Source organism: Streptomyces sodiiphilus, assembly GCF_039529215.1.
GTDB classification, from domain to species: Bacteria; Actinomycetota; Actinomycetes; order Streptomycetales; family Streptomycetaceae; genus Streptomyces; species Streptomyces sodiiphilus.
Genome location: NZ_BAAAMJ010000015.1, coordinates 35,939 through 59,464 on the forward strand (window position 1 = coordinate 35,939; position 23,526 = coordinate 59,464).

A 23,526-nucleotide genomic window follows, 5' to 3' on the forward strand; every position below is an offset into this window, starting at 1 on the left:
ACCAATGTTGCGCAAAGCGCAGACAGCGGAAGCGGAGCAGGGCCCGGGCGCGGCCGGAGACGCGCAGGGGATGTCCGTCGAAGCCCGCACCCAGGCCCAGCTGGTCACCCGCCGGTTCTTCCGGCACAAGGGCGCCCTGATCGGCATGATCGTGTTCGGTTTCGTGGTGGTGCTCTCCGTCACCTCCATCGGGGCGGGCCCCCTCCCCGGCTGGTGGGACAAGAACGCCACCTCCACCGGCGCCATCCTGGACGGCGGCCGGCCCACCCTCAGCGTCTGGCCGACCTTCCTCGGCGGCGGCGGGGTGCACCTGGGCGAGCACCCGTTCGGCCAGGACAACACCGGCCGCGACTACTTCGCGCTGACCATGCGCGGCACCCAGGTGTCGCTGGTCATCGCCTGCCTGGTCGGGCTGGTGGCGACCTTCGTGGGAACAGTCATCGGTGCCGCCGCGGGCTACTTCCGCGGGTGGGCCGAGGCGTTCCTGATGCGGATCACCGACGTGATCATCGCCATCCCGGCGCTGGTCCTGGCCGCGCTCATCGGCGCCCTGGTCGGCGGCCGGGGCATCGTGCTCTTCGGCATCTTCCTCGGCCTGATCACCTGGACCCAGACGGCGCGGCTGGTCCGCGGCGAGGTGCTCTCGCTGCGGGAGAAGGAGTTCGTGGAGGCCGCCCGTTCGGTGGGCACCTCCGCCAAGCGGATCATTTTCAAGCACATCCTGCCGAACACCGTGGGCATCATCATCGTGTCGGTGACGCTGGCCATCGCGGCCGCGGTGCTGCTGGAGTCCGCGCTGTCCTTCCTGGGCCTGGGCGTTCAGCCCCCGGACACCTCACTGGGCCGGCTGATCACGGACTACCGCACGGCGCTGACCACGCGTCCGTGGCTGTTCTACTGGCCGGGCCTGTTCATCATCGCCATCGCCCTGTCCGTCAACTTCATCGGTGACGGGCTGCGCGACGCCTTCGACCCCCGACAGAACCGGGTGCGTAACTGATGTCGATCAACCCACCGCTGAACACCGGCGGCTTCGCCCCGAAGGACTTCGGCGACGCCTCGGTGACCGAGACCGCGGCGGACGTGCACGCGGCGAAGACCCTCGCCGACTCGCTGCCGCCCACCGACGAAGAGGTCCTCAAGGTCGAGAACCTGACCGTCGAGTTCCCCACCGACGACGGCACGGTCCGGGCCGTCCGCGGCGTCGACTACACCCTGCACGCCCGGGAGGTCCTGGGCATCGTCGGTGAGTCCGGCTCCGGCAAGTCGGTGTCCTCGATGGCCGTGATGGGGCTGCTGCCGCGCAGCGCGCGGATCAACGGCAGCATCCTCTACCGGGGCACCGACCTGCTGAAGATGCGGCAGAAGGACCAGCGGGCGCTGCGCGGGGAGAAGATCGCGATGATCTTCCAGGACCCGATGACCTCGCTGAACCCGGTGCACACCATCGGCGACCAGCTCGCCGAGGCCGTGCTCGCGCACCATCTGGTCGCGCCGCGGGCCGCGATGGCCAAGGCCAGGGAGATGCTCGATCTGGTGGGCATCCCGCAGGCGGAGAAGCGGCTGCGGGCCTACCCGCACGAGTTCTCCGGCGGCATGCGGCAGCGCGTGATGATCGCCATGGCGATCATCAACGACCCGGACATCATCATCGCCGACGAGCCGACCACGGCCCTGGACGTGACGGTCCAGGCGCAGATCCTGGAGAAGCTCCTCGAGGTGAAGGACGCCGTCAACGCGGCGATCGTCATGATCACCCACGACCTCGGGGTGATCGCCGGGATGGCTCACAAGACGCTGGTGATGTACGCCGGCAAGCCGGTGGAGGTCGGCGAGACGGACCAGGTCTTCTACGAGCCGAGGATGCCCTACACCGCGGGCCTGCTGGGTTCGGTGCCGGACCTGGAGGGCGAGCGGACGGACCGGCTGCGGCCGATCACCGGTACCCCGCCTTCGCTGATCCACCTGCCGCCGGGCTGCCCGTTCTCCCCGCGCTGCCCGCTGGCCACCGACATCTGCCGGGAGTCCGAGCCCGCGCTGACCATGGCGGAGAACGGCCACAAGGCGGCCTGCCACCACAGCGACAGGCTGGCGGAGGCCGAGGACCCGACGGCGTTCTTCCGCGACACCCCCCTGACGGAAAGCGAGGAGGGACGATGACCACGGATACTCAGGCGGCCGACGGCGCGCAGATCACCGGAACAGGCACCGAGAGCGACGGCGAGCTGCTCCGGGTGGAGGACCTGGTGGTCAACTTCCCGGTGCGCGGCGGGGGTCTGATCCGCCGGACGGTCGGCCAGGTGCAGGCCGTCAGTGGGGTGTCGTTCTCCGTGCGGGCGGGCGAGACGCTGGGCGTGGTCGGCGAGTCCGGCTGCGGCAAGTCGACCACCGGGCGGGCCGTCCTGCAGCTGGTCAAGCCCACCTCGGGCTCGGTGCGCTTCATGGGCCAGGAGATCACCGGTCTGAGCGCCGGGCAGCTGCAGCCGGTGCGGCGCAACGCCGGCATGGTCTTCCAGGACCCCTACGCCTCGCTCAATCCGAAGCTGCCGGTGAACGACATCATCGCCGAGCCGCTGAAGGTGCAGGGGCGCTGGCGGGACGGCGGCAAGGACCGGGTGGCGGAGCTGCTGAGGCTGGTGGGCCTGAGCCCCGAGCACGGCAACCGCTACCCGCACGAGTTCTCCGGAGGCCAGCGCCAGCGCATCGGCATCGCCCGGGCGCTGGCCCTGCAACCGCGGCTGCTGGTGCTGGACGAACCGGTCTCCGCGCTGGACGTCTCGGTGCAGGCGGGCGTGGTGAACCTGCTGGAGGACCTGCAGGACCAGCTCGGCCTGGCGTACGTGTTCATCGCGCACGACCTGTCGGTGGTCCGGCACATCTCCGACCGGGTCGCGGTGATGTACCTGGGCAAGGTGGTCGAGACCGGCACCCGCGAGCAGGTGTACGAACGCCCTTCGCACCCGTACACCCAGGCGCTGCTGTCGGCCGCGCCGCTGGCCGATCCGCGCAAGGAGCGGCGCCGCCGCCGCGTGGTGCTGACCGGCGACGTGCCCAGTCCGATCGACCCGCCCAGCGGCTGCCGTTTCCGGACCCGTTGCTGGAAGGCGCAGGACATCTGTGCCACCGAGGAGCCGGCGCTGAAGGACCGGGGCACCGGCCACCCCGCGGCGTGCCACTTCGCCGAGGAGGACACCAAGGTCGTCTGAGGCGGGCCCGGCGAGCGACGCCGGCCCCGAGGAGCCCCCGGCATGCGCCCCTGGCATGTGCCGGGGGCTCCTTCGCTCGTTTTGCGCCAGACAACGGTCCAGTCCTTTGATCCTCTTGACGGTGTCCTGGCAACACTGCAACTCTTTTTCCGATCGCGTGATCCACTGCACAGCCTGCGGCCGAACGGGGGCGCCCGGGCATGCCTCTCCGGCATGCCGTGGCACGTTCATCTCCTTCGCTCAGCCCACCGCACCGGGGCCCGACAGGGCACTCGTGGTGCGGCCGGACCCCGGATCCGGCCGGCGGTACCAACCCCTCGCCTGACCGACGAGCACAGGAGCAGACATGGCGACGAACCTCACCGAAGAGCTCAGCATCCGCGACACCACCGACGGCGAGGCCTTCGACCTGGCCATCGGCGAGCTGGAGACCGATGTCCCGGCGGCCGAGGCCGGCCAGTGGGCCTGGCGTACCTGCGCCGGCGTCTACTGCGTCTGACAGGACAGGCGCGGTGCCGGCCGGGGGACCGGCCGGCACCGCCGTCCGTTTCGGCAGCCACCCGGGAGTCGCAGCATGCCGCCCACCCCTCGTCCGCCGGCCGCCCTGCTGACGCTGCCTCCCGCCGCCGGAACCCCGCCGCCCGGGCTGCCCGGCGCCACGGCCCGGCTGGTCGCCCTGGTGCGCGAGGGGTCGGCGGGCCGCATGTTCCCGCCGGTCCTGGTTCCCGGGCCGGACGGTGTCCTCGCCCCGGACCGGGAGCTGCGCGGGAGCGCCGACGCCGACCGGCTGGCCGCCCTGCTGGCCACCGATGACTTCCGGCCGCTGCGCGACGCGCTCGGGCGGCTGGAGGACTGGTGCGCCCGGACCGCGCCCCGGTACCGCTCCGAGCTCGCCTCCGGCGTCCTGACAGTGGCCAATCCCGGACTCTTCGGCCCGCTGGTGGCCGAGCTGTTCACCGTCTGCGCGGCCGGCCGGCCCGCGACGGCGCACCGCTTCGCCGCCGAACGCACCGCCCAGTGCCAGGAGTTCCTCGCTCTCTTCCTGACCCGGCTGCGCCGGGACATGGATGCCGGGGCGCCGGGCGGGCCGGTGCTGCCCGGGCCGGTCACGGCGCTGCGCGCGGACGGCGAGGAGACCCACAACGGCGGCCAGCGGGTCCTGCGGCTGACCGGCCGGGACGGCACGGAGGTCGCCTACAAGCCGCGTCCGGCCACCGGGGAGGCGCTGTTCCTGGCCGAAACCGGCTCCCTCTTCGCGCTGCTCAACTCCCTCCCGGCGGCCTCCGGTCCCATCCGGCTGCCGGTCCTCGGCTGCCGGACCGGACCGGCGGAGGACCCCGGCTACAGCTGGCAGGAGTGGGTCGCCCCGCCCGCCGAACGCGGCACCCTCCGGTCGGACGGCCGCTGGCGGATGACCGGCACCGTGCTGAGCCCCGAACGCGCCCAGGACTTCTGGCACCGCGCCGGAGCCCTGACGGCCGTCTGCTTCGGCCTGGGCATCGCCGACCTGACCGGGGACAACCTGCTGGCGGGCAGCCGCCCGGGCGACGACGGGCCGTTCCTCTACCCGGTCGACATGGAGGCGTACTTCGCGCGGCTGTACCGCCTCAACCACTCCGGGCTGGTCTTCGACCCGGACGGCGACGGCTACCACCACGTGGGGCTGGAGAGCGAGGCCCGCTGGTGCGGCCCGGGCGGCCCGGTGCTGTACTGGCGCCCGCTGCCGGACGGCGGGCTCGCCCTGCACCGCAGAACGGGGCCGGTGCTGCGCACCGAGACCCGGTCCGTGGTGGGCGACACCGAGGGGCGCACCGGCTACGGGCCCTATCTGCCGGCCATGCTGCGCGGCATGTTCGACGCCTGGACGCTGCTGGGGCGGCACCGTGCGGCGGTCCGCACCTTCGTCGCCGGCCGGGCGGCGCGGGAGTGGGTGCGGGTGATCCCGCAGCGCACGGCCGCCTACAGCCGGGCGCTGGGCGAGCGGCTGTGGCCGGAGGACGGCGGCGCCCCGGGCCACCGGCCGGCCCACGGTCCCGGGCGCGGTCCGACGCACGGCCCGGACGGCACCGGGACGGACAACGGTGATCCGGGCGGCTTCCGGCCCGACGAACTGCGGCAGCTCGAACTCGGCGACGTGCCCTACTTCTTCCGTTCCGCCGACGGCGGGCCGCTGCTGCGGATGATGCCGCCGCCGGGGCCGTTCCGGACCGCCCCCGCCGAGACCCGGTCGCGGCACGACCTCGTGCTGCCCCCGGTACCGGCCGTGCGGGAGGGGGCGAACCTGACCCTGGCCGGGCTCGGCATCGCGCTGCGGGACGCCGTGGAGTACGTCGCCGGGCAGGAGACCGGCCGGCTGACCGACGACGCGGACCACCGCGTGCTGATCCGGCTGCGAGGACCGGAGGACCGGCAGGTCGGCTTCGCCTGGCCGGAGGTCGGCCGGCGGATCACCTACCGCTGGAACACCACGAAGGTGCGCCTGAGCATCGAGGAACTGCGCGCCCCGGTGACCGCCCCGTGACCGGTACGGCCTTCGAGCCGACGCCCCCGGCCCGGCGGGAAGCCCGCACCGCTTCGCTTCCCCTGCCCCTGGCCGACCCCGGTCCGGCGGCTCCGGTGCCGGCGCTGCCGCCGGCCGCCTCGCGCCTGGTGGAGGCGGTCCGGAAGGGCACGGCCGGCGGGCTGCTTCCCCCGCTCACGGCACCGGGCCCCGGCCACACCGCGATGCCGGCCGGGCACCTCGCCGGTGCGGCCGACGCCCGGCGGCTGGCCGCGGCCCTCTCCCGGCCCGCCTGCCGCCCGCTCCTGGACCTGCTGGAGGAGCTGGAGAGCTGGTGCGCGCGCACCGCTCCCACCGCCTCCGGCGTCCTGGCGCCCGGGGTGCTCTCCCCCCTGGATCCGGGCCTGTTCGGCCCGCTGGTGTGCGAGGTGTTCACGGTCTGCGCGACCGGGAACGAGGAGCGGGCCGGGCGCTTCGCCGCCCTCCGCGGCGCGCAGTACCGCGCGTTCCTGGCGCTCTTCCTGGACCGGCTGCGCCGCGACCTGGCGGACGGCTGGCCCGCCGCCGAGGCGCTGCGCGGACCGGCCACGGGCCTGGAGGCCCATGGCGAGGAGACCCACAACGGCGGCCAGCGGGTGCTGCGGGTGCGTCTGGCGGGCGGCGGCGCGGTCGCCTACAAGCCCCGCCCCGCCTCCGGCGAGGTCCTGCTGCTGGCCGAGACCGACTCGCTGTTCGCCCTGCTCAACGAGCTGCCGCCGGCGTCCGGTCCGGTACGGCTCCCGCTGCTCGCCTGCTGGCGCGGACGGGGCGAGGACCGGCACGCCTACAGCTGGCAGGAGTGGGTGGAGCCGCCCGGCCCCTACCGGGTGCTGCGCCGCGAGGGGCCGTGGGAGCTGACCGGGACGGTTCTGGAGCCCGGCGAGGCACGGCGCTACTGGCACCGCGCCGGCGCGCTGGCCGCGGCCTGCTTCGGCTGGGGGGTGGTCGATCTGAGCGGCAGCAACGTCCTCGCCGGCGAACTCCCGGGCGGCGACGGGCCACTGGCCTTTCCCGTGGACCTGGAGTCCTGCCTGGTGGGCGTGGCCCGCCTGGCCGACACCGGACTGATCCACGACCCGGCCGCCGGGGGCCACCACCACCCGGGCCTGGAGAACGAGGCACGCTGGTGCGACGTGGACGGAACGCCGGCCGGGTGGCGGCGCGACGACGACGGCAATCTTCTGCTGGCCAGGCGCCGGGAACCGCGAGGGCGGACCGAGACGCGCGCGGTCGTCGCCGGCACCGACGGATCCACCGGCTACGGTCCGCACCTGCCGGCGATGCTGCGCGGCATGTTCGACGCCTGGACGCTGCTGTGCCGGCACCGGGAGCGGGCCGCGGCGTTCCTCGCGGAGCACGCCCCGGACCACTATCTGCGGATCATCCCCCGGCCGACCTCGGACTACTACGAGGAACTGCTGATGCGGCGCGGCCTCGGCCCGGACACCGGCACCGAGGCGGCCGGGTTCGCCCCCCAGGAACTGGAGCAGCTCGCCCGGGAGGACGTCCCCTACTTCTTCCGCACCGCCTCGGGCGGCCCGCTCCTGTCGATGGACCCGCCTCCCGCCGCGGCGCGGTTCGTCCCCGCGCGCCTGCGCCAGGACATGGGGCCCGCCTGGCCGCCCGACCCCGGCCGGGTCACGGGCGAGCAGTTCACGCTGGCCGGACTCGGCATCGCGCTGCGCGACGCCATCGGCTACGTCTTCGAGCAGATCCCCGGACACCACGCGGAAGACACGGAGTACGGCGTGCGGTGGGAGCTTCCCGCTCCGCTGGAGGGCCAGGTCTCCTTCGACTGGCCGGACGCCGGGCGGCGCATCGTCTACCGCTGGGACGCGCGGCGCACCCGCCTGCTGGTCGAGGACCTGGCGGCGCCGCCCTCCCCGTTGCCGCCATCGGCCGCCGGGGAGATCCGGCGGCGGCTGCTGCGCCTGGACCGGGTGGACACCGCACTGCGCGGCCCGTGGACGGCGAGCGGGTTCACCGACACCGCGCTGGAGGAGAAGCTGCGGCGGCTGACCGGCTCGGGCCTGGCGTGGCTGCGCACCGTCGTGGCCGAGCACGGCTGGCCCGGCCGCTCGCTGGTCGGCGAGCGGGCCGCCGACATCGCCTGCCGGCTGGTGCAGCACGCCGAGGGCGACACGGGCTTCCGGGCGCACTGCCTGGAACTGGTCCGGCAGGCGGCGCGCGAGGGCGAGATGCCCCGGCGCGACATCGCCTATCTGACGGACGCGCTGCGGCTGGCACAGGGCCGGCCACAGCTGTACGGAACGAAGTTCGAGCGGGTGGACGGCGTCTTCCGGCCGCTCGCACTGGAGGACCCGGAGCGGGTGGACGAGCGCAGGGCGGCGCTGGGCATGGAGCCCCTGGACCAATACGCCGAGGTGCTGCGCACCCGCTTCGCCCCGGCGGTGGATCCGCCGCCCGGCACCACGGCGGGCACCACCCCGGGCGGCACCACGGACAGCACGGAACCGAGCGGAACGGGGAAGGAATGACGGCCACGGTGGACTGGGAGCACTTCGGCACACACCACTGGGGGAAGGAGCCCGTGCGGCTGCCTGCCGGTGAAACCCCCGACCCCGAACGGGCCTTCGCGGTGATGACCCGGGCGGCTGCGCCCTTCCGGGCCGGCACCCGGGCGCGGGCCGTCCCCGATGTCGCGTTCTTCACCGACGCCGGACGGCTGCGTGCCCCGGCCGGTCTGCTGCCCGGCGAGGACGACGCGGACCCGGCCGGTTATCTCGCCCGGCTGGACGGCGAGCTGGGCGAGCGGGGGCGTCTGCTGAGCGTGGAGCACCCGCTGCTGCTGGACTTCCCCCTGTGGGCCCGCACCCGCGAACTGGTGACCGGGCTGTGGGAGCAGGTCGGCTGGCCCGCGCTGCCGGTCACCGCCGAACTGGTCATCGGCGACCACGGGTACGCCCGCACCGACGGCCTCGGTCTTGCCTCCGGCGCGGCCGTCCTGATGTGGGTCCTGGAGGGGGACGTGACGGTGCGGCTGTGGCGGGAGACCGGCCGCGCCCCCGCCCCCTGCGACCCACCGGACCTCGAACTGCGCGGCAGAGCCGGGGACCTGCTCCACTGGCCGGCCGACCACCGTCCGGCCGAGGTCTTCACCGGCCGCTGCCTGGTGCTGCGGCTCGCGGTGCGGGCAGATCACCGGGCGGCGATGTCCACGGTGAAGAACCTGCTGGTGGACGCGGCACAGCACGACCCGCGCTACGCCGACGACGCCGTTCCCTTCCTGCCCTGTCCGCCGCCGGCGGAACCGGACGGGAGGGTGGCACTGGCCGACCCCGTCCAGCAGGCTGGCACCGTGGTGCGGCAGCTCAGCCGCAGCCCCGAACTGGCCCGCACGCTGCGCCACCAGTGGGCGGCCCGGCGCTCGGCGGCGGCCCTGGAGCCGGCCCCGCCGCCGCTGCCCGAGTCCTCGCTGGGCCCGCGCGACCGCATCCGGGCGGTGCACGAGATCGTGGTGATGCCGGACGGGCCCGGCCGCGCGGTCTGGGCGGTCAACGGCCACCTGCTGCCGGTCTCGGGCTCCGCCGGGGAACGGATCCTCCGCCTCCTGCCGGCCGGCGCCGAGACGTCGGTGGACGAGCTGAGCCGGGCGATCGGAGCCGGAGAGCGCAACGACAGCGTGCTGGCGCTGCTGCGCGCCCTGCACCGGCTGAGGGCCATCGAGCGGACCGGGAAGGACACCCGATGACACTGGTGATCACCGACACGCTGGACTGGGACACCTTCGCCGAGCAGCACTGGGACCGCCGCCCGGTGCTGTTCAAGGCGGTGGCGCAGCCGCCGTTCCGGGAGGACGAGGTGTTCCGCGCGGCCGTGCTCGCCACCAGGCCCCCGGCCCCGCGGGTCATGGCACCCACCACCCAGTTCACCATCGGCCGGGACCAGCAGACCGAGCCGGGGACGTTCCTGCCCCGGGAGGCGGACGGCTCGCTGGACGGCTACGCGAAGCGGATGACGGAGGAGCTCGACGGGCGCCGGCACGCGCTGGTGGTGCACGCCTTCCACGCCTTCCACGCGCCGCAGTGGGACCGGGAGCGGCGGTTCTGCTCGGGCCTGTGGCGGCGGGTCGGGCTGCCGGTGTCCGGTGCCATCACCACGCTGTTCCACGGCAACTACGAGCACAGCCCGGTCGGCGTCCACAAGGACCGCTTCGCCACCTTCATGTTCGCGCTGCGCGGCCGCAAGCGGATGCGCTTCTGGCCCACCTGCCCCTGGTCGGAGCCGGTCTCCTCGATGCTGGACTACCAGCACCTGCTCGAGACGTCCTTCACCGCCGAGGCCGAGCCGGGCGACCTGCTGTACTGGCCGGCGGACTACTACCACGTCGGGGAGAGCGATCTCAGCAGCGAACCGGCGACGAGCGTGAACATCGGGGTGCCGCGGACCGGTCACCGCGCCGACTACGACATCCCCGAGTTCCTCTACGACCCCACGCCGTACTCGCTGGTGACCGGGGAGGCCGACCCCGGAGCGCTGCCCCCGGTCGCCGGTGCGCTGCTGATGGACCCGGCGCTGGCCGGCGCGCGGCTCGGCGACCGGCTGCCGCCGGGCCTGGAGGAGGCGCTGGAGACCTACCGGCGGGCCGGGGACGAGCAGCGCGTGAGGGAGCGGACGGCGGTGCTGTCGCTTCGGAAATGGACGGCGGACGGCGTCCAGCCGGTTCCGCCGCCCGCCCCGGTGCGCGCCCTGGCGGACACCGACCGGGTACGGGCCCTGGCCCCGGTGCGCTGGACCGACTGCCCGCCGGTGCGGCTGTGCGGCGCGCTGGGCCATGTGACGCGCACTCCGCTGCCCGCGGAGGCCCTGGGGCGCCTGGTGACCCGGCTTGCCGAGGGCACTCCCGCCGGCGTCGGCGATCTGGTCCCGGCCGGCGCACAGGCGCCGGACGGCCCGGACGACGCGGCACACGAAGACGGCGCTGCCGCCCGGCGGCTCCTGGAGGAGCTGGAGAGCTTCCGCGCTCTGGAAAGGCTCACCTGAAGACCCGCGCCCCCACCACACGCCGCGCGGGCCCCGGGAGATCTCCCTGGGCCCGCGCGGCGTGTGGTGGGGGCGGCGGCCCGTTCAGCCGTCCTCGGACGGCTTGCCGTCCCCGGCGCCCTCCTCGGCGTCCTTGGTCAGGCCGAGCGTCTCGACCAGCCACTTGTCGAACTCGATGGAGGCGCGCACCCAGCTGACCGTGCTGGACACGAAGTGCTCCAGCGCCACGCCCGTGCCGATCAGCATCTGGGCCTCGCCGATCATGCGGACCGTGCCGTCGTCGTTGGTGTGGGTGTAGACCTTCGGCCACAGGGTGCGGCGGTTCCAGTCGTCGATGACCTCGAGGAGGCGGGCCTTGTCCTCGATGCCGTGCGGCCGGTCGTAGAAGGTCCGCACGGAGAAGATCTGCTGTTCCTTCTCACCGCGGAACATGAAGTAGGTGCGGAACTTCTCCCACGGAGCGGCGAGGTCGCCCTCCTTGTCCACGACGAACTTCAGCTTCATCTGCTCCAGCAGCTGCTTCACCAGGTTCTGGTCCGGGATCACCGGACCGGCCGGTTTGCCCGGCTGGCCGGGCTGGCCCTGCTGAGCCGGGGCCTGCTTCTTGGGCTGGCCCCCGAAGTTGGGAATCGAGGACGGGTCGACAGACACGGATGGGTCCCTTCGGAGCGGTGGCTTCGGGCACGCCCCGCCATCCTCCCCCACGACCGCCCCCGTCTGGCAAGCAGGCCAGGCCGCGCACCGGCGGTGCCGGGCCCCGGCAGGGGCCCGGCAGCACTGCTCAGCGGGCCGGGGCGACGGCCAGCCCTTCCTCTTCGACAGTCACCCGGACGGTGTCCCCGTCGCGGATGTCGCCGGCCAGGATCTCGCGGGCGAGCTGGTCGCCGATGGCCGTCTGGACCAGGCGGCGCAGCGGCCGGGCCCCGTAGGCGGGGTCCAGGCCCTCGGTGGCCAGCCAGCGCAGCGCGTCCTCGCCGATGTCGAGGGTGAGCCGCCGGTCTCGCAGCCGCCGCTCCAGCGCGTCGATCTGCAGCCGGGCGATCGAGCCGAGCTGCTCCAGGCCGAGCGCGTCGAAGACGACCAGGTCGTCCAGCCGGTTGAGGAACTCGGGCCGGAACGCCGACCGGACGGCGGCCAGGACGTTCTCCTTCTGCTCGGCGGGGTCGGCCAGCGGGTCGATGAGGTGCTGGCTGCCCAGGTTGGAGGTCAGGATGAGGATGGTGTTGCGGAAGTCCACCGTGCGGCCCTGACCGTCGGTCAGCCGCCCGTCGTCGAGCACCTGGAGCAGGATGTCGAAGACCTCGTGGTGGGCCTTCTCCACCTCGTCCAGCAGCACCACCGTGTAGGGGCGCCGGCGGACGGCCTCGGTGAGCTGGCCGCCCTCCTCGTAGCCGACGTATCCGGGCGGGGCGCCGACCAGGCGGGCCACCGAGTGCTTCTCGCCGTACTCGCTCATGTCGATGCGGACCATGGCCCGCTCGTCGTCGAAGAGGAAGTCGGCGAGCGCCTTGGCCAGCTCGGTCTTGCCGACGCCGGTCGGGCCCAGGAAGAGGAACGAGCCGGTGGGGCGGTCCGGGTCGGCGACGCCGGCCCGGGAGCGGCGCACCGCGTCGGAGACGGCGCGGACCGCGGTCTCCTGGCCGACCAGCCGCTTGCCGAGCTCGGCCTCCATGCGCAGCAGCTTCTGGGTCTCGCCCTCCAGCAGCCGGCCGGCCGGGATGCCCGTCCAGGCGGCGACCACGTCGGCGATGTCGTCGGGGCCGACCTCCTCCTTGACCATGGTGTCCTTGGCCGCCTCCTGCTCCGCCTCGGACGCCTCGGCCAGCTCCCGTTCCAGCGCCGGGATCTCCCCGTACAGCAGCTGTGAGGCGGCCTCGAAGTCGCCGTCGCGCTGGGCGCGTTCGGCACGTCCGCGCAGCTCGTCGAGGCGCTCCTTCAGTTCACCGACCCGGTTGAGGCCCTTCTTCTCCTTCTCCCAGCGGGCGGTCAGGCCGCGCAGCTCCTCCTCCTTGTCGGCCAGTTCGCGGCGCAGCTTCTCCAGCCGGCGCAGGGAGTTCTCGTCGGTCTCGTTGGCCAGGGCGAGCTCCTCCATCTTCAGCCGGTCCACCGCGCGCTGCAGTTCGTCGATCTCCACCGGGGAGGAGTCGATCTCCATGCGCAGCCGCGAGGCGGCCTCGTCGACCAGGTCGATGGCCTTGTCGGGCAGGAAGCGGGAGGTGATGTAGCGGTCGGAGAGGGCGGCGGCGGCGACCAGCGCGCCGTCGGCGATCTGCACCTTGTGGTGGGCCTCGTAGCGGCCCTTGAGGCCGCGCAGGATGGCGATGGAGTCCTCGACGGTGGGCTCGGCGACCAGCACCTGCTGGAAGCGGCGCTCCAGGGCGGGGTCCTTCTCGATGCGCTCGCGGTACTCGTCGAGGGTGGTGGCGCCGACCATGCGCAGCTCGCCGCGGGCCAGCATGGGCTTGAGCATGTTGCCGGCGTCCATCGCGGAGTCCCCGCCCGCTCCGGCGCCGACCACGGTGTGCAGCTCGTCGATGAAGGTGATGATCTGCCCGTCGCTGGCCTTGATCTCGCCCAGGACGGCCTTCAGCCGCTCCTCGAACTCGCCGCGGTACTTGGCTCCGGCCACCATGGCGCCCAGATCGAGGGCGACCAGCCGCTTGCCCTTGAGGGATTCGGGGACGTCGCCCTTGACGATGCGCTGGGCGAGCCCTTCGACGACGGCGGTCTTGCCGACGCCGGGCTCACCGATCAGCACGGGGTTGTTCTTGGTGCGGCGGGAGAGCACCTGGACGACGCGCCGGATCTCGTGGTCCCGGCCGATGACGGGGTCGAGCTTGCCCTCGCGGGCGGCGGCGGTGAAGTCGGTGCCGTACTTCTCCAGGGCCTGGTAGGTGCCCTCGGGGTCGGCGGTGGTGACGCGCTGTCCGCCGCGGGCGGCCTGGAAGGCATCGAGCAGCTTCTTGGCCTCGGCGCCCTGCTCGCGCAGCAGCTCGCCGGTGCGCCCGCCCTTGGCGGCGGTGCCGATCAGCAGGTGTTCGGTGGAGATGTAGGTGTCGCCCAGTTCCTTGGCGCGCTGCCCGGCGTCGGCGATGACGGCCAGCAGTTCACGGTTGGGCTGCGGGCGGGCGACGGAGGCACCCCGGACGCTGGGCAGCGCGCCGAGCAGCCGCTCGGTGCCGGACCGCAGGGTCGCCTGGTCGGCGTCGACGGCCGCCAGCAGGTCCTGGAGGTTCTCGTTGTCCTGGCCCTCCAGCAGGGCCAGCAGCAGGTGTGCCGGGGTGATGTCGGCGTGGCCGTCGGCCAGCGCGCGGTCGTTGGCCGCGCTGATCGCGTCCCGGCTCTTGTTGGTCAGCTCGGCGTTCACGTGCGGATACCCCTCCTCGCTCGGTCAAGCCCCATCGAGCTCGCTCCTCTTTCTGCCGCCCGCGGCACCGGCGCGAGGGGCATGACACCCGCGCTTGCCAGGACCGGCGTGCGATAACTTGAGTCTACGACACTCAAGGCGCAAACGGGTAGCACACTCCCGCCGCGCGACCGGCCCCCCGGGGTCAGCCGGCGGCCGCGCGGCGCAGCAGATCCGCGGCGCCGCGGGGATACGGCCGGCCGAGCACCTGGCCGTCGCCGCTGCCGACCGAGGTGACACCGACCACCGTCCCCGACTGGGTGACCGGGTCGTAGTCCTGGATCCACGGGCCTCCGCTGGACCCGGCGGTCATGGCGCAGCGCTCCAGCAGCAGTCCGCCGGCGTTGGCCTCCGCCACCTCGGGGGAGGTGAGCAGCCTGGCCCGGCCGGCGCAGTAGTGCAGGGTCTCGCCGTCGTAGGGGGGAGCGGCCGGGTAGCCGAACGCGGCGACCCGCTTGCCGCCGTCCACCGGCTCGAAGGCGAGCCGGTTCGCCCCGTGCACCTGCTGGACGGTGCGTCCCCCCTTGGTCTCCAGGGTCAGGAAGGCGTAGTCGTGGGGCAGGATCGTGTGCAGGTGACGGTTCACGTCCCAGCCGTCCGGCAGGTGGTAGGAGGCGACCTTCCAGCCGTCCTTCCGGTAGCTGCCCATGCCGTTGTCGTAGGCGGGCACGAACCACGCGTCCCCGGGCGGGACGGCCACGTGCGGACTGGAGACGCAGTGCGCGGCGGTGGCCACCACGCTGCCCCCGGGGGCGTCCACGACGGCCCCGGAGCACAGCCCGGCCACCTCGCCGCCCTCCTCCCAGATGATCTTGCCGATCGTGCTCACCGTCCGGGCGGCCCACCGGTCACCGGCGGAGTCCGGGATGCCGAACGCCGCGGCGGCGGCGGGCGGGGCGGTGGAGCCGAGGGCTGCCGCCGTGAACGCGGCGGCGGCGACGGCGGCTATGACACCTCGCGGGGAACTCATACCGTCCACCGTGCGATCACGCGACGCGCACGTCCAGCCACCCTCCGCCGTTCGGGCGGTCCCGGCGCGCCCCGCTCACCCCGGTGGACGCGGCCACGGCGGCGGTTCACGGGGCAGCGCGGCGCGCCGGAGCGGCCCGCCGGGGCGCCCGGGGCAGACTCCCGGCAGGACTCCGGCCCACCCGGGTCCGGACCACTGCCGCGCCGCGGGCCCCGGCCCTGCCCTGCGGAAACCCGTCGGGCGGCCTCCGGAGTGCGCGGCCACCGCGCCCCGCATACGGTGACGGCGGGTGCATCCGACGTCACCAGGGGTGCCCTGCCGGTCCTGCCGCGGCACGGCCGCCCACCCGCCGGAGGCGGCCCGTCCCCCCCTTCCGCCGTCCGCGTCGGTTCCGTCCGTCCCGTCCGTCCCGTCCGTGGCGCGCCCCGCATGCCCGCCCCAGGAGGCCCCGGTGCACCAGTCCCCCGTCCCCAGGAGAAAGACGGTCCGTGCGGTGGTGGCCGGCACGGCGGCCGCCGTGGCGCTGCCCCTGCTGTCCGTGCTGCCGGCCGGCACGGAGGCCGTAGCCGGCTTCGACGACACCGTGCTGCAAAGGGAGTTCGCCGACGCCGCCGCCGAGCACGGCGTCCCGGAGAGCGTGCTGCTGGGCGTGGCCTACCTGCAGTCCCGCTGGGACGGGCACGGCGGGACGGCCAGCGTCTCCGGCGGCTACGGACCGATGCATCTCACCGACGCGCACACCGCCCTGGCCCGGGCGGGCGGCGGCGAGCACCACGGGCACGGCCCGGAGGACCCGCGCGGGGACGACTGGCACCCGCTGACGCTCGTCCCGGAGCCCGCCCGGCATCCCGGCGAGGCTGATCACCCCGGGCACCGGGAGGTGCCCGGCACCCAGGACATGCCGGCCGGGTTCCAGACGGTGGACAGGGCCGCCGAGCTCACCGGACTGGACCCGGAGGAGCTGCGCACCGCCGCCGCGGCGAACGTGCGGGGCGGCGCCGCGCTGCTGGCCCGGGCCCAGGAGGAACTCGGCGAACCGCTGAGCGACGATCCGGCCGACTGGTACGGCGCCGTCGCGGCGTACGCGGGGGCCGGCACCCGGGAGGCGGCGGAGGTGTTCGCCGACGACGTCTTCGAGGTCATCAACTCCGGCGCGCGGCACACCACCGGGGAGGGCCAGCGGGTCGCCCTCGATCCGCTGCCGGTACGCCCGCGCACCGGCACCGCGGCCGGGCTGGACCTTCCGCCGGCCGGGCGGACCGAGGAGACGGAGTGCCCGCCGGACGTGTCCTGCGAGTGGCTCCCGGCGCCCCATCAGCAGCTCACGGACGAGGACGGCGAGGTCACCGGCCACGGCAACCACGACAGGGCCGACCGGCCGCGCTCGCAGAGCATCGACTACATCGTCATCCACGACACCGAGGGCTACTGGGACACCGTGCTGAAAACGGTCCAGGACCCGGCGTCCGTGTCCTGGCACTACAGCCTGCGGTCCTCCGACGGGCACATCGCCCAGCACGTGCACAGCCGGGACGTCGCCTGGCACTCCGGCAACTGGTACCTCAACACCAAGTCGATCGGGCTGGAGCACGAGGGGTTCCTCACCCGGCCCGACGCCTGGTACACCGAGGCGATGTACCGCAGTTCGGCCCGGCTGGTGCGGTATCTGGCGCAGCGCCACGGCATCCCGCTGGACCGGCACCACATCATCGGCCACGACAACGTGCCCGGCCCGGTGAACGCCGCCGTCTCCGGGATGCACACCGACCCGGGCCCCTACTGGGACTGGGCGCGCTACTTCGGCCTGCTGGGCGCACCCTTCGAGGCGCGGGGCGGGCAGGACGCGGAGCTGGTCATCATCCGGCCCGACTACGGCACGCACCGGCCGCCCTACTCCCACTGTCACCGGGACGACCCCGGCCGGCTGTGCGACGCGCGCGGCTCGGGCGCGGTGCGGCTGCGCGTGCGTCCGGACCACGACGCCGAGCTGATCCGCGACCCGGGCACCCACCCGGGCGGGGACGGCCGGTCGTCCACCGGCGTCAACGATCTCGGGGCCCGCGCCTCGACCGGCCAGCAGTTCGCGGTGGCCGGCCGGGAGGGCGAGTGGACGGCGATCTGGTTCCACGGTCAGAGGGCGTGGTTCCACAACCCGCCGGACCGGCCGTCGGCCGTGCCCTCGCAGGGGCTGATCGCCACGCCCAGGAAGGGGCTCGGCACCGTTCCGGTGTACGGCCGCGCCTACCCGGAGGAAGCGGCCTACCCCGAGGGCGTGCCGTACCAGGAGGTCTCGCCGCTGGTCTACGAGATCGCGGCGGGACAGCGCTACGCGGTGGGGCGGCTCACCGACAGCGAGTACTACTCCGCCCGCGAGTCCGGCACCTCGGGCCACCGCGTGGTGCGGGGCGAGCCCTACTACCAGATCCAGGTGGGTCACCGGATCGGATTCGTCCGGGCCGCGGACGTGGACGTCCGCCGCGCCCGGTACTGAAATCCGGCCGCGGTGCGCCGGACCGGACCGGCGCACCGGAAGCGGAATCCCCCGCCGGAATCCGGGCAGGTGTTCAGCGCGTGTTCACTTCTTCTTCCCGAAGGCCTTCAGTGCGATGGCTGCAACGATCGCGATCGCGATGATGAAGATGGTCAGTGTCGCGGCGTCCATGTCTACTCCAGTGGTGGTGAGTTGAATTGATCAGTGACGTGGTGTCCCTACCCAGAAACGGAACGCGGTCCTAATCTGGACGTGTCCACCACAAAGGTCTCGACGGGGGAGCACACCTTGGGGACGCACTCCATGTCCGTACTCGGACTGAATGAGACGGAAGAGGCGGTGTACCGCCACTTCTTGCGCAATCCGGGCACCTCCGCGGCCGATCTCCACGTTCTGCTGCACCGGGACGAGGACGCGGTCCACCGGGCCGTCGCCCGGCTCCACGAACTCCAGCTGCTGCGCGGCGGGGAGCACACGCTCCTGGCCGCGGACCCCGAGGTCGCCGTGACCAGGCTCTCCGAGGACCGGCTGGTGTATTTGCACACTCAACTTCAGAACGTCACCCGGACCCGGCCGATCATCGAGTCCCTGTACGCCGAATGCCGCTCCCCCACCGACCCTTCCGGCCCCACCGGAGGCATCGAGCGGCTGGAACAGCTGGACCGGATACGCCACCGGATCGACGACCTCTCGTTCTTCGCGCACTCCGAAATCCTGTCCGCCGAGCCGTACGCCGCGCTCTCCCAGGAGAACATCAACCACGCCCGGCCCCTGGACCTGCGCTGCCTGCGGCGCGGCGTGCGGGTGCGCAACCTCGTCCGCAAGGAGGCCCTGGACGACCGCCGCACCCTCGGCTACCTCCGCGAACTCGTCGGCCACGGCGCGGAGATCCGGGTGGCCCCGGACTTCACCGAACTCATCCTGGTCTACGACCGGCACACCGCGCTGGTTCCGCTCGACCCCCAGGACACCTCGCGCGGCGCCCTGGTGGCCCAGGAGAGCGGCCTGGTCGCGAACATCATCATGCTCTTCGAGCGGCTCTGGGACGACGCCGAGCCGTTCACCGACACCGAGGAAGCCGAGCCGCAGGAGCCGGAACTCTCCGACATCGAACGGCGCGCCCTGCACGCCATGTGCACGGTCCACAAGGACGAGATCGGCGCCCGGGAGCTGGGCGTCTCGCTGCGCACCTACCGAAGACACGTCGCCGACCTGCTCAGACTCCTGGGCGCCAGCAACCGGGCCCAGGCCGCGCTGCTGGCCCGCGAGCGGGGCTGGATCTAGGGAGGAGCTCTCCAGCCGCGGCGCCCGCGTCCCTCCGCACGCCCTCACCAGCACCCGGCTCCCGCCCCCGCGCCGCGCCCGCCCACGGCACCGCCCGTCTCCAGCCGCCAGCCCTCCAGGGCCGCGTCCCGCAGCACCTCGCCGACCGTCCGCCGCACCTTCCGCGGACCGCCGGTCCCCGGCAGCGCCACCGACAGCTCGATCCGGTCGGTGTCCACAACCGGATCGCACTGCCAGTGCGGCGGCAGCATGGCCAGCGTCCGGACCACCGCCACCTCCCCGGGGGCACCGGCCCCCGGCACCCGGGAGATCACGACCGGTTCGCGCGGCACCGGCCCGGCATCGGGAGCCAGCGACGGCGCCTCGCGCACCCCGAACCGGTGGCGCAGGGCGGACAGCGCGGCCAGGTATCCCGACATGCCGTGCACGCTGGGCCCCGGCGGAGTCGCCGACGAGCACAGGAACACCTCCGGCAGCGGGGTCCGGTAGGGATCGAGCCGCGCCACCGGCCGGGCCAGGCTCTGCCGCAGCGTCATCGCCCCGCAGCCGATGTCCCCGCCCACGTAGTTGGGGTTGTAGCTCTCGTACCCGGCCGCGGTCACGCCCCGCTGGTGCAGCACGGTGTCGGTGAACCCCGGCGCGTAGCGCTCGATCCGGGACCTGACCAGCTCCACCGGATCCCTGGTGTCGCCGTTGGGCACGTGCGCGTACGCCCACACCGGGCGCAGCCCCGGCCTGGCCCGGCCCGGATCGGTGACGGCGGGGTCGACGAGCAGCACGAACGGCTCATCGGTCGCCACGCCCCGCGCGGTGAGCGTCTCCTGGCGCACCATCTCGGCCCGGGTGCCGCCCAGATGCACGGTGCCGGCGCGGCCCACCTCCGGGTTGGCCCAGGGGATCGGCCCGGACACCAGGAAGTCCACCTTCGCCGCGCCCGGTCCGTACCGGTAGCGCCGCAGGGCGCGGGCGTACCGGGCGGGCAGCCGGTCCCCGGCCAGCTCCAGAAAGCCCTTGGGGCTGGTGTCCAGCAGCACCGCCCGGGCACCGGCGAGCTGTCCCAGTCCGGTGACGCGGCTGCCGGTGCGGATCCGGCCGCCGTGCGCGGCGATGTCCTGGGCCATCACCCGGGCGATGCGTCCGCTGCCGCCGCGCGGCAGCGGCCAGCCGGTGCCGTGCGCCAGGTGTCCCAGCAGCAGGGCGACCGCGCCGGAGGCGAAGCTGGGCAGCTTGCCGACGGCGTGCGCGGCGACGCCGGTGAGCAGCGCCGGCGCCTCCTCACCGCTGAAGTACCGTTCGGCCAGGCGGGTTCCCTGGGCCAGCACGCCGCGCCCGAGCAGTGCCGCGGCCACCGGTTCGCGCAGCGCGCCCGCGCGGTCGGCCAGGATCAGGTCCACCACTCCGCGGCTGTGCTCGACCAGCGGCTTCATCAGGCGCCGCCAGCGCTTCCCGTCGGCTCCGAGCCCGGCGCAGGTGGCCTCCAGGTCGCGGTACGCCAGGGCGGCCCGCCCCCCGTCCAGCGGGTGGGCGTAGCTGATCTCCGGGTGCAGCAGCTCCACGCCCCGGGCGGCCAGGTCGAACTCCCGGAAGAAGCGGGAGGCGGCGGCCATCGGGTGCACGGCGGCGCAGATGTCGTGGCCGATGCGGTCGTCGAAGAGGGGCGCGGTGCGCAGCCCGCCGCCGATGGCCGCGGCGGCCTCGTGGAGTTCGACGCGCAGCCCGGCGCGGGCCAGGGTCACCCCGGCGGCCAGGCCGTTGGGGCCGGTCCCGACGATGGCCACGTCGACGTCGGTCATTGCTGATCCTCCTCACCCGTCCGGTACCGCTGGTCGGGGGCGGCGCCGGCGGTGCTGCTCGTGCGATGTCGTGGCCCCGTGCTCAGACCAGGGCCCGCTGCCCGGCCCCGGTCCCGACGCCGTCCGGCCCGGCGTCCGCGCGGACTCCGGCGTTCAGCTGGGAGCCGGCCAGCCGCCGGTACAGCTCGCTGCGTTCCATCAGCGGACCGTGCGCCCCGATGTCGCGGACCTGACCGTCCTCCAGCACCACGATCCGGTCGGCGTCCACCACCGTGGAGATGCGGTGGGCGATCGCCACCACCGCGCAGCGCCCGGAGATCCGCCGCAGGGCCCGCCGGAAGGCCAGTTCGGCGTCGGAGTCCAGGTGCGAGGTGGCCTCGTCCAGCAGCATCACCGCCGGCTTCTGGAGCAGGGTGCGGGCGATGCACAGGCGCTGCCGCTGCCCGCCGGACAGCCCGCTGCCCTGCTCGCCCAGCGGTGTCTCCAGACCCTGGGGGAGCCGGTCGACGACGTCGGCGAGCCCTGCCGTCTCCACCGCCTCGCGGATCTCCTCCTCGGTGGCGGAGGGGTTGGCGTAGACGAGGTTCTCCCGGATGGTGCCGCGCATCGCCGCGCTGTCCTGCTGGACGTATCCGACGGTGCCGCGCAGGGTGTCCAGCGGGAGGGTCGCGATGTCCGCGCCGGACAGCAGGATGCTGCCGCCGGTGGGCCGGTGGAACCGTTCGACCAGCTGGAAGAGCGTCGTCTTCCCGGCGCCGGAAGGGCCGACGATCGCGGTCAGCCCGCGGGCGGGGACCCGGAAGGAGACCCCGGCCAGGATCTCCCTGTCGCGTTCGTCGTCGCCGGCCCCGTAGGCGAACCGCACGTCGCGGAACTCCACCGCCGGCGGCTCCTCACCGGCCGGGCCGGCCGTGTCCGCCGCGGCGGCGGCCGGGGTGCCGCCCGCCGGAGCGGCCGGCGGTCCCGCCGGCTCGTCCTCCTCCTGCGGCAGTCCGGCGAGTTCGTCGACCCGCTGGATGGCGGCCCGGCCCTGCTGGAACTGGCCGATGGACAGGAAGAACATCACCAGCGGCGACACCAGGTAGAACAGGTACATCACGAAGGCCGTCAGGTCGGCCAGCGGCAGGGACCCGGTGGTGACCCGGGTCATGCCGACGCCGATCACGACGGCCAGGGAGACCTGGAGCCCCACGTTCATCGCCGGGGAGAGCATGGCGTTCAGGGCGCTGACCTTCACACCTGAGCGGCGGGCCTGCCAGGCCAGACCGGAGATCCGCCGCTGCTCGCGCTCCTCGGCGCGGGAGGCCTTGACCGTGGGCAGCGCCGAGAGCGCGCGCTGCAGGTCGGAGCCGAACGCGCCGGTGTCCTCGCGGTTCTGCACGGCCACGATGCGCAGCCTGCGGGCCAGCCACACCGACATGCCGCTGGCCAGGCCGAGGCACAGCAGGGTGAGCAGCAGCAGCCACACGTCGATCCACAGCATCAGCGCGATCCCGCCGGCCACCATGAAACCGCTGATGACGAGCTGGGACAGGCTCTGCGCGAGGGCCACCCTGGCCAGCGAGGTGTCGGTGACCATGCGGGTGAAGATGTCGCCCTGCTGGTGGCGGCCGAACGCCGCGAGGTCGGCGCGCAGCAGCCGCCCGGTGAGCGAGCGGCGGACGTCGAAGACGATGTTCTCGCCGCTGCGCCCGATCAGGTAGGCGTGCACGGCCGAGAACGCCGCGTCCGCGCAGAACAGCAGGATCATCACGGTGATAGGTCCGGCCAGGGACTCGCCCAGACCGGCGGCGCGGATCATCTCGCCGATGGCCAGGGGCTGTCCGAGGGCGGCGGCGGCACCGAGCACGCCCAGCAGGACGCCGGTGACCAGCAGCTTCCGGTGCCGGGCGGCGATCTGCCAGACGGTGTGCCCGCTGTCCGGGCGCGGGGCGTCGGGGGGTGTGCCGGCCGTGGCGGCGCCCGGGGGGTTCGCGGTCGGGGCCGTCATCGGCGCTCCCCCGCGTGCCGGTAGGCGGAGATGAACATCAGGGAGGTGTCCGTGTACGGGTTGCCGAGCCAGTCCGCCTGCCGGTCCACGGGCTCCAGGCCGGCCTCGGCGGCGTACTCGTCGATCTCCTCGGGGGTGACGAGCCGGCTGAGTTCGGTGCCCACCCGGGAGGTGCCGCCCTCGAACCAGATGTGCGAGGCCTGCCAGATCCTGTCGTCCGGGGTGAGTGTGGAGCAGGTCAGCAGGCCGGTGTTGGGCTCGGCGTAGGGCACGAAGTAGCTGGTGCGCCGGCGGCCCTCGTGGATGGCCCGCACGCCGCCCCGGTTGGGGGTCTCGATGACCAGGGTGCCGCCGGGGGCCAGCCGGTCGGCGGCCCTCCGGATCACCTCGCGCTGCTCGCCGGCGTCGAGGATGATGGAGAGCGTGGCGCACACGCAGTACACCAGGCCGTACTTCTCGTCGTCGGTGTAGGTGCGGATGTCGCCGTGCACGGGCACGACGTCGGCGTCCTTCTCCTTGATCTCCGCGCGCAGCTGCTCCAGCATCTCGGTGGAGGAGTCCACGCCGACGACCGCGCCGGTCCGGGCTGCCAGCGGGATGGCGATGCGCCCGGTTCCCACGCCGAACTCCAGGCTGCGCAGGCCGCCTCCGGGGTGCCGTTCGGCGATCTTCGCGGCGGCGAGGTCCGCGTAGTCGTCCTTGGGGAAGATCCGGTCGTAGAAGCCCTCGAACTCCCGGCCGTAGCCGATGTCCTGGATCTCCCGGGTGTCGTGTGCCTCGGTGGTCATCCGGCTTTCCCCCTTCACTTCTTCTTGTCGACCGCGAGGAACGCGGCGATGAGGA

At 73.7% G+C, this 23,526-nt stretch carries 16 protein-coding genes; 10 read left to right on the plus strand and 6 right to left on the minus strand.

Annotation, left to right across the window (positions count from 1 at the left end):
* Nucleotides 1-4: 4 nt before the first annotated feature.
* The 8 genes from ABD299_RS08695 (at nt 5) to ABD299_RS08730 (ending at nt 10,749) form a co-directional block, all read left to right on the plus strand.
* A complete protein-coding gene (locus ABD299_RS08695) occupies nt 5-1,000 on the plus strand; it encodes an ABC transporter permease (protein WP_344260089.1) in 996 nt (331 codons plus the stop codon).
* Entirely contained in the window at nt 1,000-2,160 is a 1,161-nt protein-coding gene (locus tag ABD299_RS08700; protein ID WP_344260091.1) for an ABC transporter ATP-binding protein, read from the plus strand. Before ABD299_RS08695 ends, ABD299_RS08700 begins: the two co-directional genes overlap by 1 nt.
* A complete protein-coding gene (locus tag ABD299_RS08705; RefSeq protein WP_344260093.1) occupies nt 2,157-3,206 on the plus strand; it encodes an ABC transporter ATP-binding protein in 1,050 nt (349 codons plus the stop codon). The genes ABD299_RS08700 and ABD299_RS08705 overlap by 4 nt, the downstream gene beginning before the upstream one ends.
* Before the next feature lie 346 nt (nt 3,207-3,552).
* Nucleotides 3,553-3,705 carry a hypothetical protein gene (locus ABD299_RS08710; RefSeq protein WP_344260095.1) on the plus strand — a complete coding sequence of 51 codons (153 nt, stop codon included), beginning with the start codon at nt 3,553-3,555 and terminating at the stop codon, nt 3,703-3,705.
* Between the two features lie 75 nt (nt 3,706-3,780).
* Nucleotides 3,781-5,727, plus strand: a complete 1,947-nt coding sequence (locus ABD299_RS08715; RefSeq protein ID WP_344260097.1) for a DUF4135 domain-containing protein — start codon at nt 3,781-3,783, stop codon at nt 5,725-5,727.
* Nucleotides 5,724-8,243: a DUF6624 domain-containing protein gene (locus ABD299_RS08720; RefSeq protein ID WP_344260099.1), complete on the plus strand. Its 2,520-nt coding sequence runs from the start codon at nt 5,724-5,726 to the stop codon at nt 8,241-8,243. The genes ABD299_RS08715 and ABD299_RS08720 overlap by 4 nt, the downstream gene beginning before the upstream one ends.
* A complete protein-coding gene (locus tag ABD299_RS08725; RefSeq protein WP_344260101.1) occupies nt 8,240-9,457 on the plus strand; it encodes a hypothetical protein in 1,218 nt (405 codons plus the stop codon). Before ABD299_RS08720 ends, ABD299_RS08725 begins: the two co-directional genes overlap by 4 nt.
* A complete protein-coding gene (locus ABD299_RS08730) occupies nt 9,454-10,749 on the plus strand; it encodes a JmjC domain-containing protein (RefSeq protein WP_344260103.1) in 1,296 nt (431 codons plus the stop codon). The genes ABD299_RS08725 and ABD299_RS08730 overlap by 4 nt, the downstream gene beginning before the upstream one ends.
* A gap of 84 nt (nt 10,750-10,833) precedes the next feature.
* Here the strand turns inward: ABD299_RS08730 and ABD299_RS08735 are convergent, their stop codons facing one another.
* From ABD299_RS08735 to ABD299_RS08745, 3 genes are all read right to left on the minus strand, one after another.
* Nucleotides 10,834-11,400 carry a type III secretion system chaperone family protein gene (locus ABD299_RS08735; protein ID WP_344260105.1) on the minus strand — a complete coding sequence of 189 codons (567 nt, stop codon included), beginning with the start codon at nt 11,398-11,400 and terminating at the stop codon, nt 10,834-10,836.
* A 130-nt stretch (nt 11,401-11,530) separates the two neighbouring features.
* Nucleotides 11,531-14,116, minus strand: a complete 2,586-nt coding sequence (clpB, locus tag ABD299_RS08740; protein ID WP_344260107.1) for an ATP-dependent chaperone ClpB — start codon at nt 14,114-14,116, stop codon at nt 11,531-11,533.
* A 184-nt stretch (nt 14,117-14,300) separates the two neighbouring features.
* On the minus strand, nt 14,301-15,125 hold the full coding sequence (locus ABD299_RS08745; protein ID WP_344260109.1) for a trypsin-like serine peptidase: 825 nt from the start codon (nt 15,123-15,125) through the stop codon (nt 14,301-14,303).
* Nucleotides 15,126-15,576: 451 nt separating this feature from the next.
* Between ABD299_RS08745 and ABD299_RS08750 the strand changes: the two genes are divergently transcribed.
* On the plus strand, nt 15,577-17,616 hold the full coding sequence (locus ABD299_RS08750; protein ID WP_344260111.1) for an N-acetylmuramoyl-L-alanine amidase: 2,040 nt from the start codon (nt 15,577-15,579) through the stop codon (nt 17,614-17,616).
* A gap of 303 nt (nt 17,617-17,919) precedes the next feature.
* A complete protein-coding gene (locus ABD299_RS08755; RefSeq protein ID WP_344260433.1) occupies nt 17,920-18,900 on the plus strand; it encodes a helix-turn-helix transcriptional regulator in 981 nt (326 codons plus the stop codon).
* A 44-nt stretch (nt 18,901-18,944) separates the two neighbouring features.
* On the opposite strand, the gene ABD299_RS08760 is transcribed toward ABD299_RS08755, so the two are convergent.
* The 3 genes from ABD299_RS08760 to ABD299_RS08770 all read right to left on the minus strand — a co-directional run bounded on the left by ABD299_RS08760 (nt 18,945) and on the right by ABD299_RS08770 (nt 23,471).
* A complete protein-coding gene (locus ABD299_RS08760) occupies nt 18,945-20,693 on the minus strand; it encodes a phytoene desaturase family protein (RefSeq protein WP_344260113.1) in 1,749 nt (582 codons plus the stop codon).
* Nucleotides 20,694-20,775: 82 nt separating this feature from the next.
* Nucleotides 20,776-22,683 carry an ABC transporter ATP-binding protein gene (locus tag ABD299_RS08765; RefSeq protein WP_344260115.1) on the minus strand — a complete coding sequence of 636 codons (1,908 nt, stop codon included), beginning with the start codon at nt 22,681-22,683 and terminating at the stop codon, nt 20,776-20,778.
* Entirely contained in the window at nt 22,680-23,471 is a 792-nt protein-coding gene (locus ABD299_RS08770) for a class I SAM-dependent methyltransferase (protein ID WP_344260117.1), read from the minus strand. The genes ABD299_RS08765 and ABD299_RS08770 overlap by 4 nt, the downstream gene beginning before the upstream one ends.
* Nucleotides 23,472-23,526: the final 55 nt, after the last annotated feature.

Coding starts and splice junctions, on each gene's coding strand:
- ABD299_RS08705 (WP_344260093.1), top strand. CDS start 2,157: ATGACCACGGATACTCAGGCGGCCGACGGCGCGCAGATCACCGGAACA.
- ABD299_RS08745 (WP_344260109.1), bottom strand. CDS start 15,125: ATGAGTTCCCCGCGAGGTGTCATAGCCGCCGTCGCCGCCGCCGCGTTC.
- ABD299_RS08700 (WP_344260091.1), top strand. CDS start 1,000: ATGTCGATCAACCCACCGCTGAACACCGGCGGCTTCGCCCCGAAGGAC.
- ABD299_RS08730 (WP_344260103.1), top strand. CDS start 9,454: ATGACACTGGTGATCACCGACACGCTGGACTGGGACACCTTCGCCGAG.
- ABD299_RS08725 (WP_344260101.1), top strand. CDS start 8,240: ATGACGGCCACGGTGGACTGGGAGCACTTCGGCACACACCACTGGGGG.
- ABD299_RS08760 (WP_344260113.1), bottom strand. CDS start 20,693: ATGACCGACGTCGACGTGGCCATCGTCGGGACCGGCCCCAACGGCCTG.
- ABD299_RS08765 (WP_344260115.1), bottom strand. CDS start 22,683: ATGACGGCCCCGACCGCGAACCCCCCGGGCGCCGCCACGGCCGGCACA.
- ABD299_RS08715 (WP_344260097.1), top strand. CDS start 3,781: ATGCCGCCCACCCCTCGTCCGCCGGCCGCCCTGCTGACGCTGCCTCCC.
- ABD299_RS08695 (WP_344260089.1), top strand. CDS start 5: ATGTTGCGCAAAGCGCAGACAGCGGAAGCGGAGCAGGGCCCGGGCGCG.
- ABD299_RS08710 (WP_344260095.1), top strand. CDS start 3,553: ATGGCGACGAACCTCACCGAAGAGCTCAGCATCCGCGACACCACCGAC.
- ABD299_RS08770 (WP_344260117.1), bottom strand. CDS start 23,471: ATGACCACCGAGGCACACGACACCCGGGAGATCCAGGACATCGGCTAC.
- ABD299_RS08755 (WP_344260433.1), top strand. CDS start 17,920: ATGTCCGTACTCGGACTGAATGAGACGGAAGAGGCGGTGTACCGCCAC.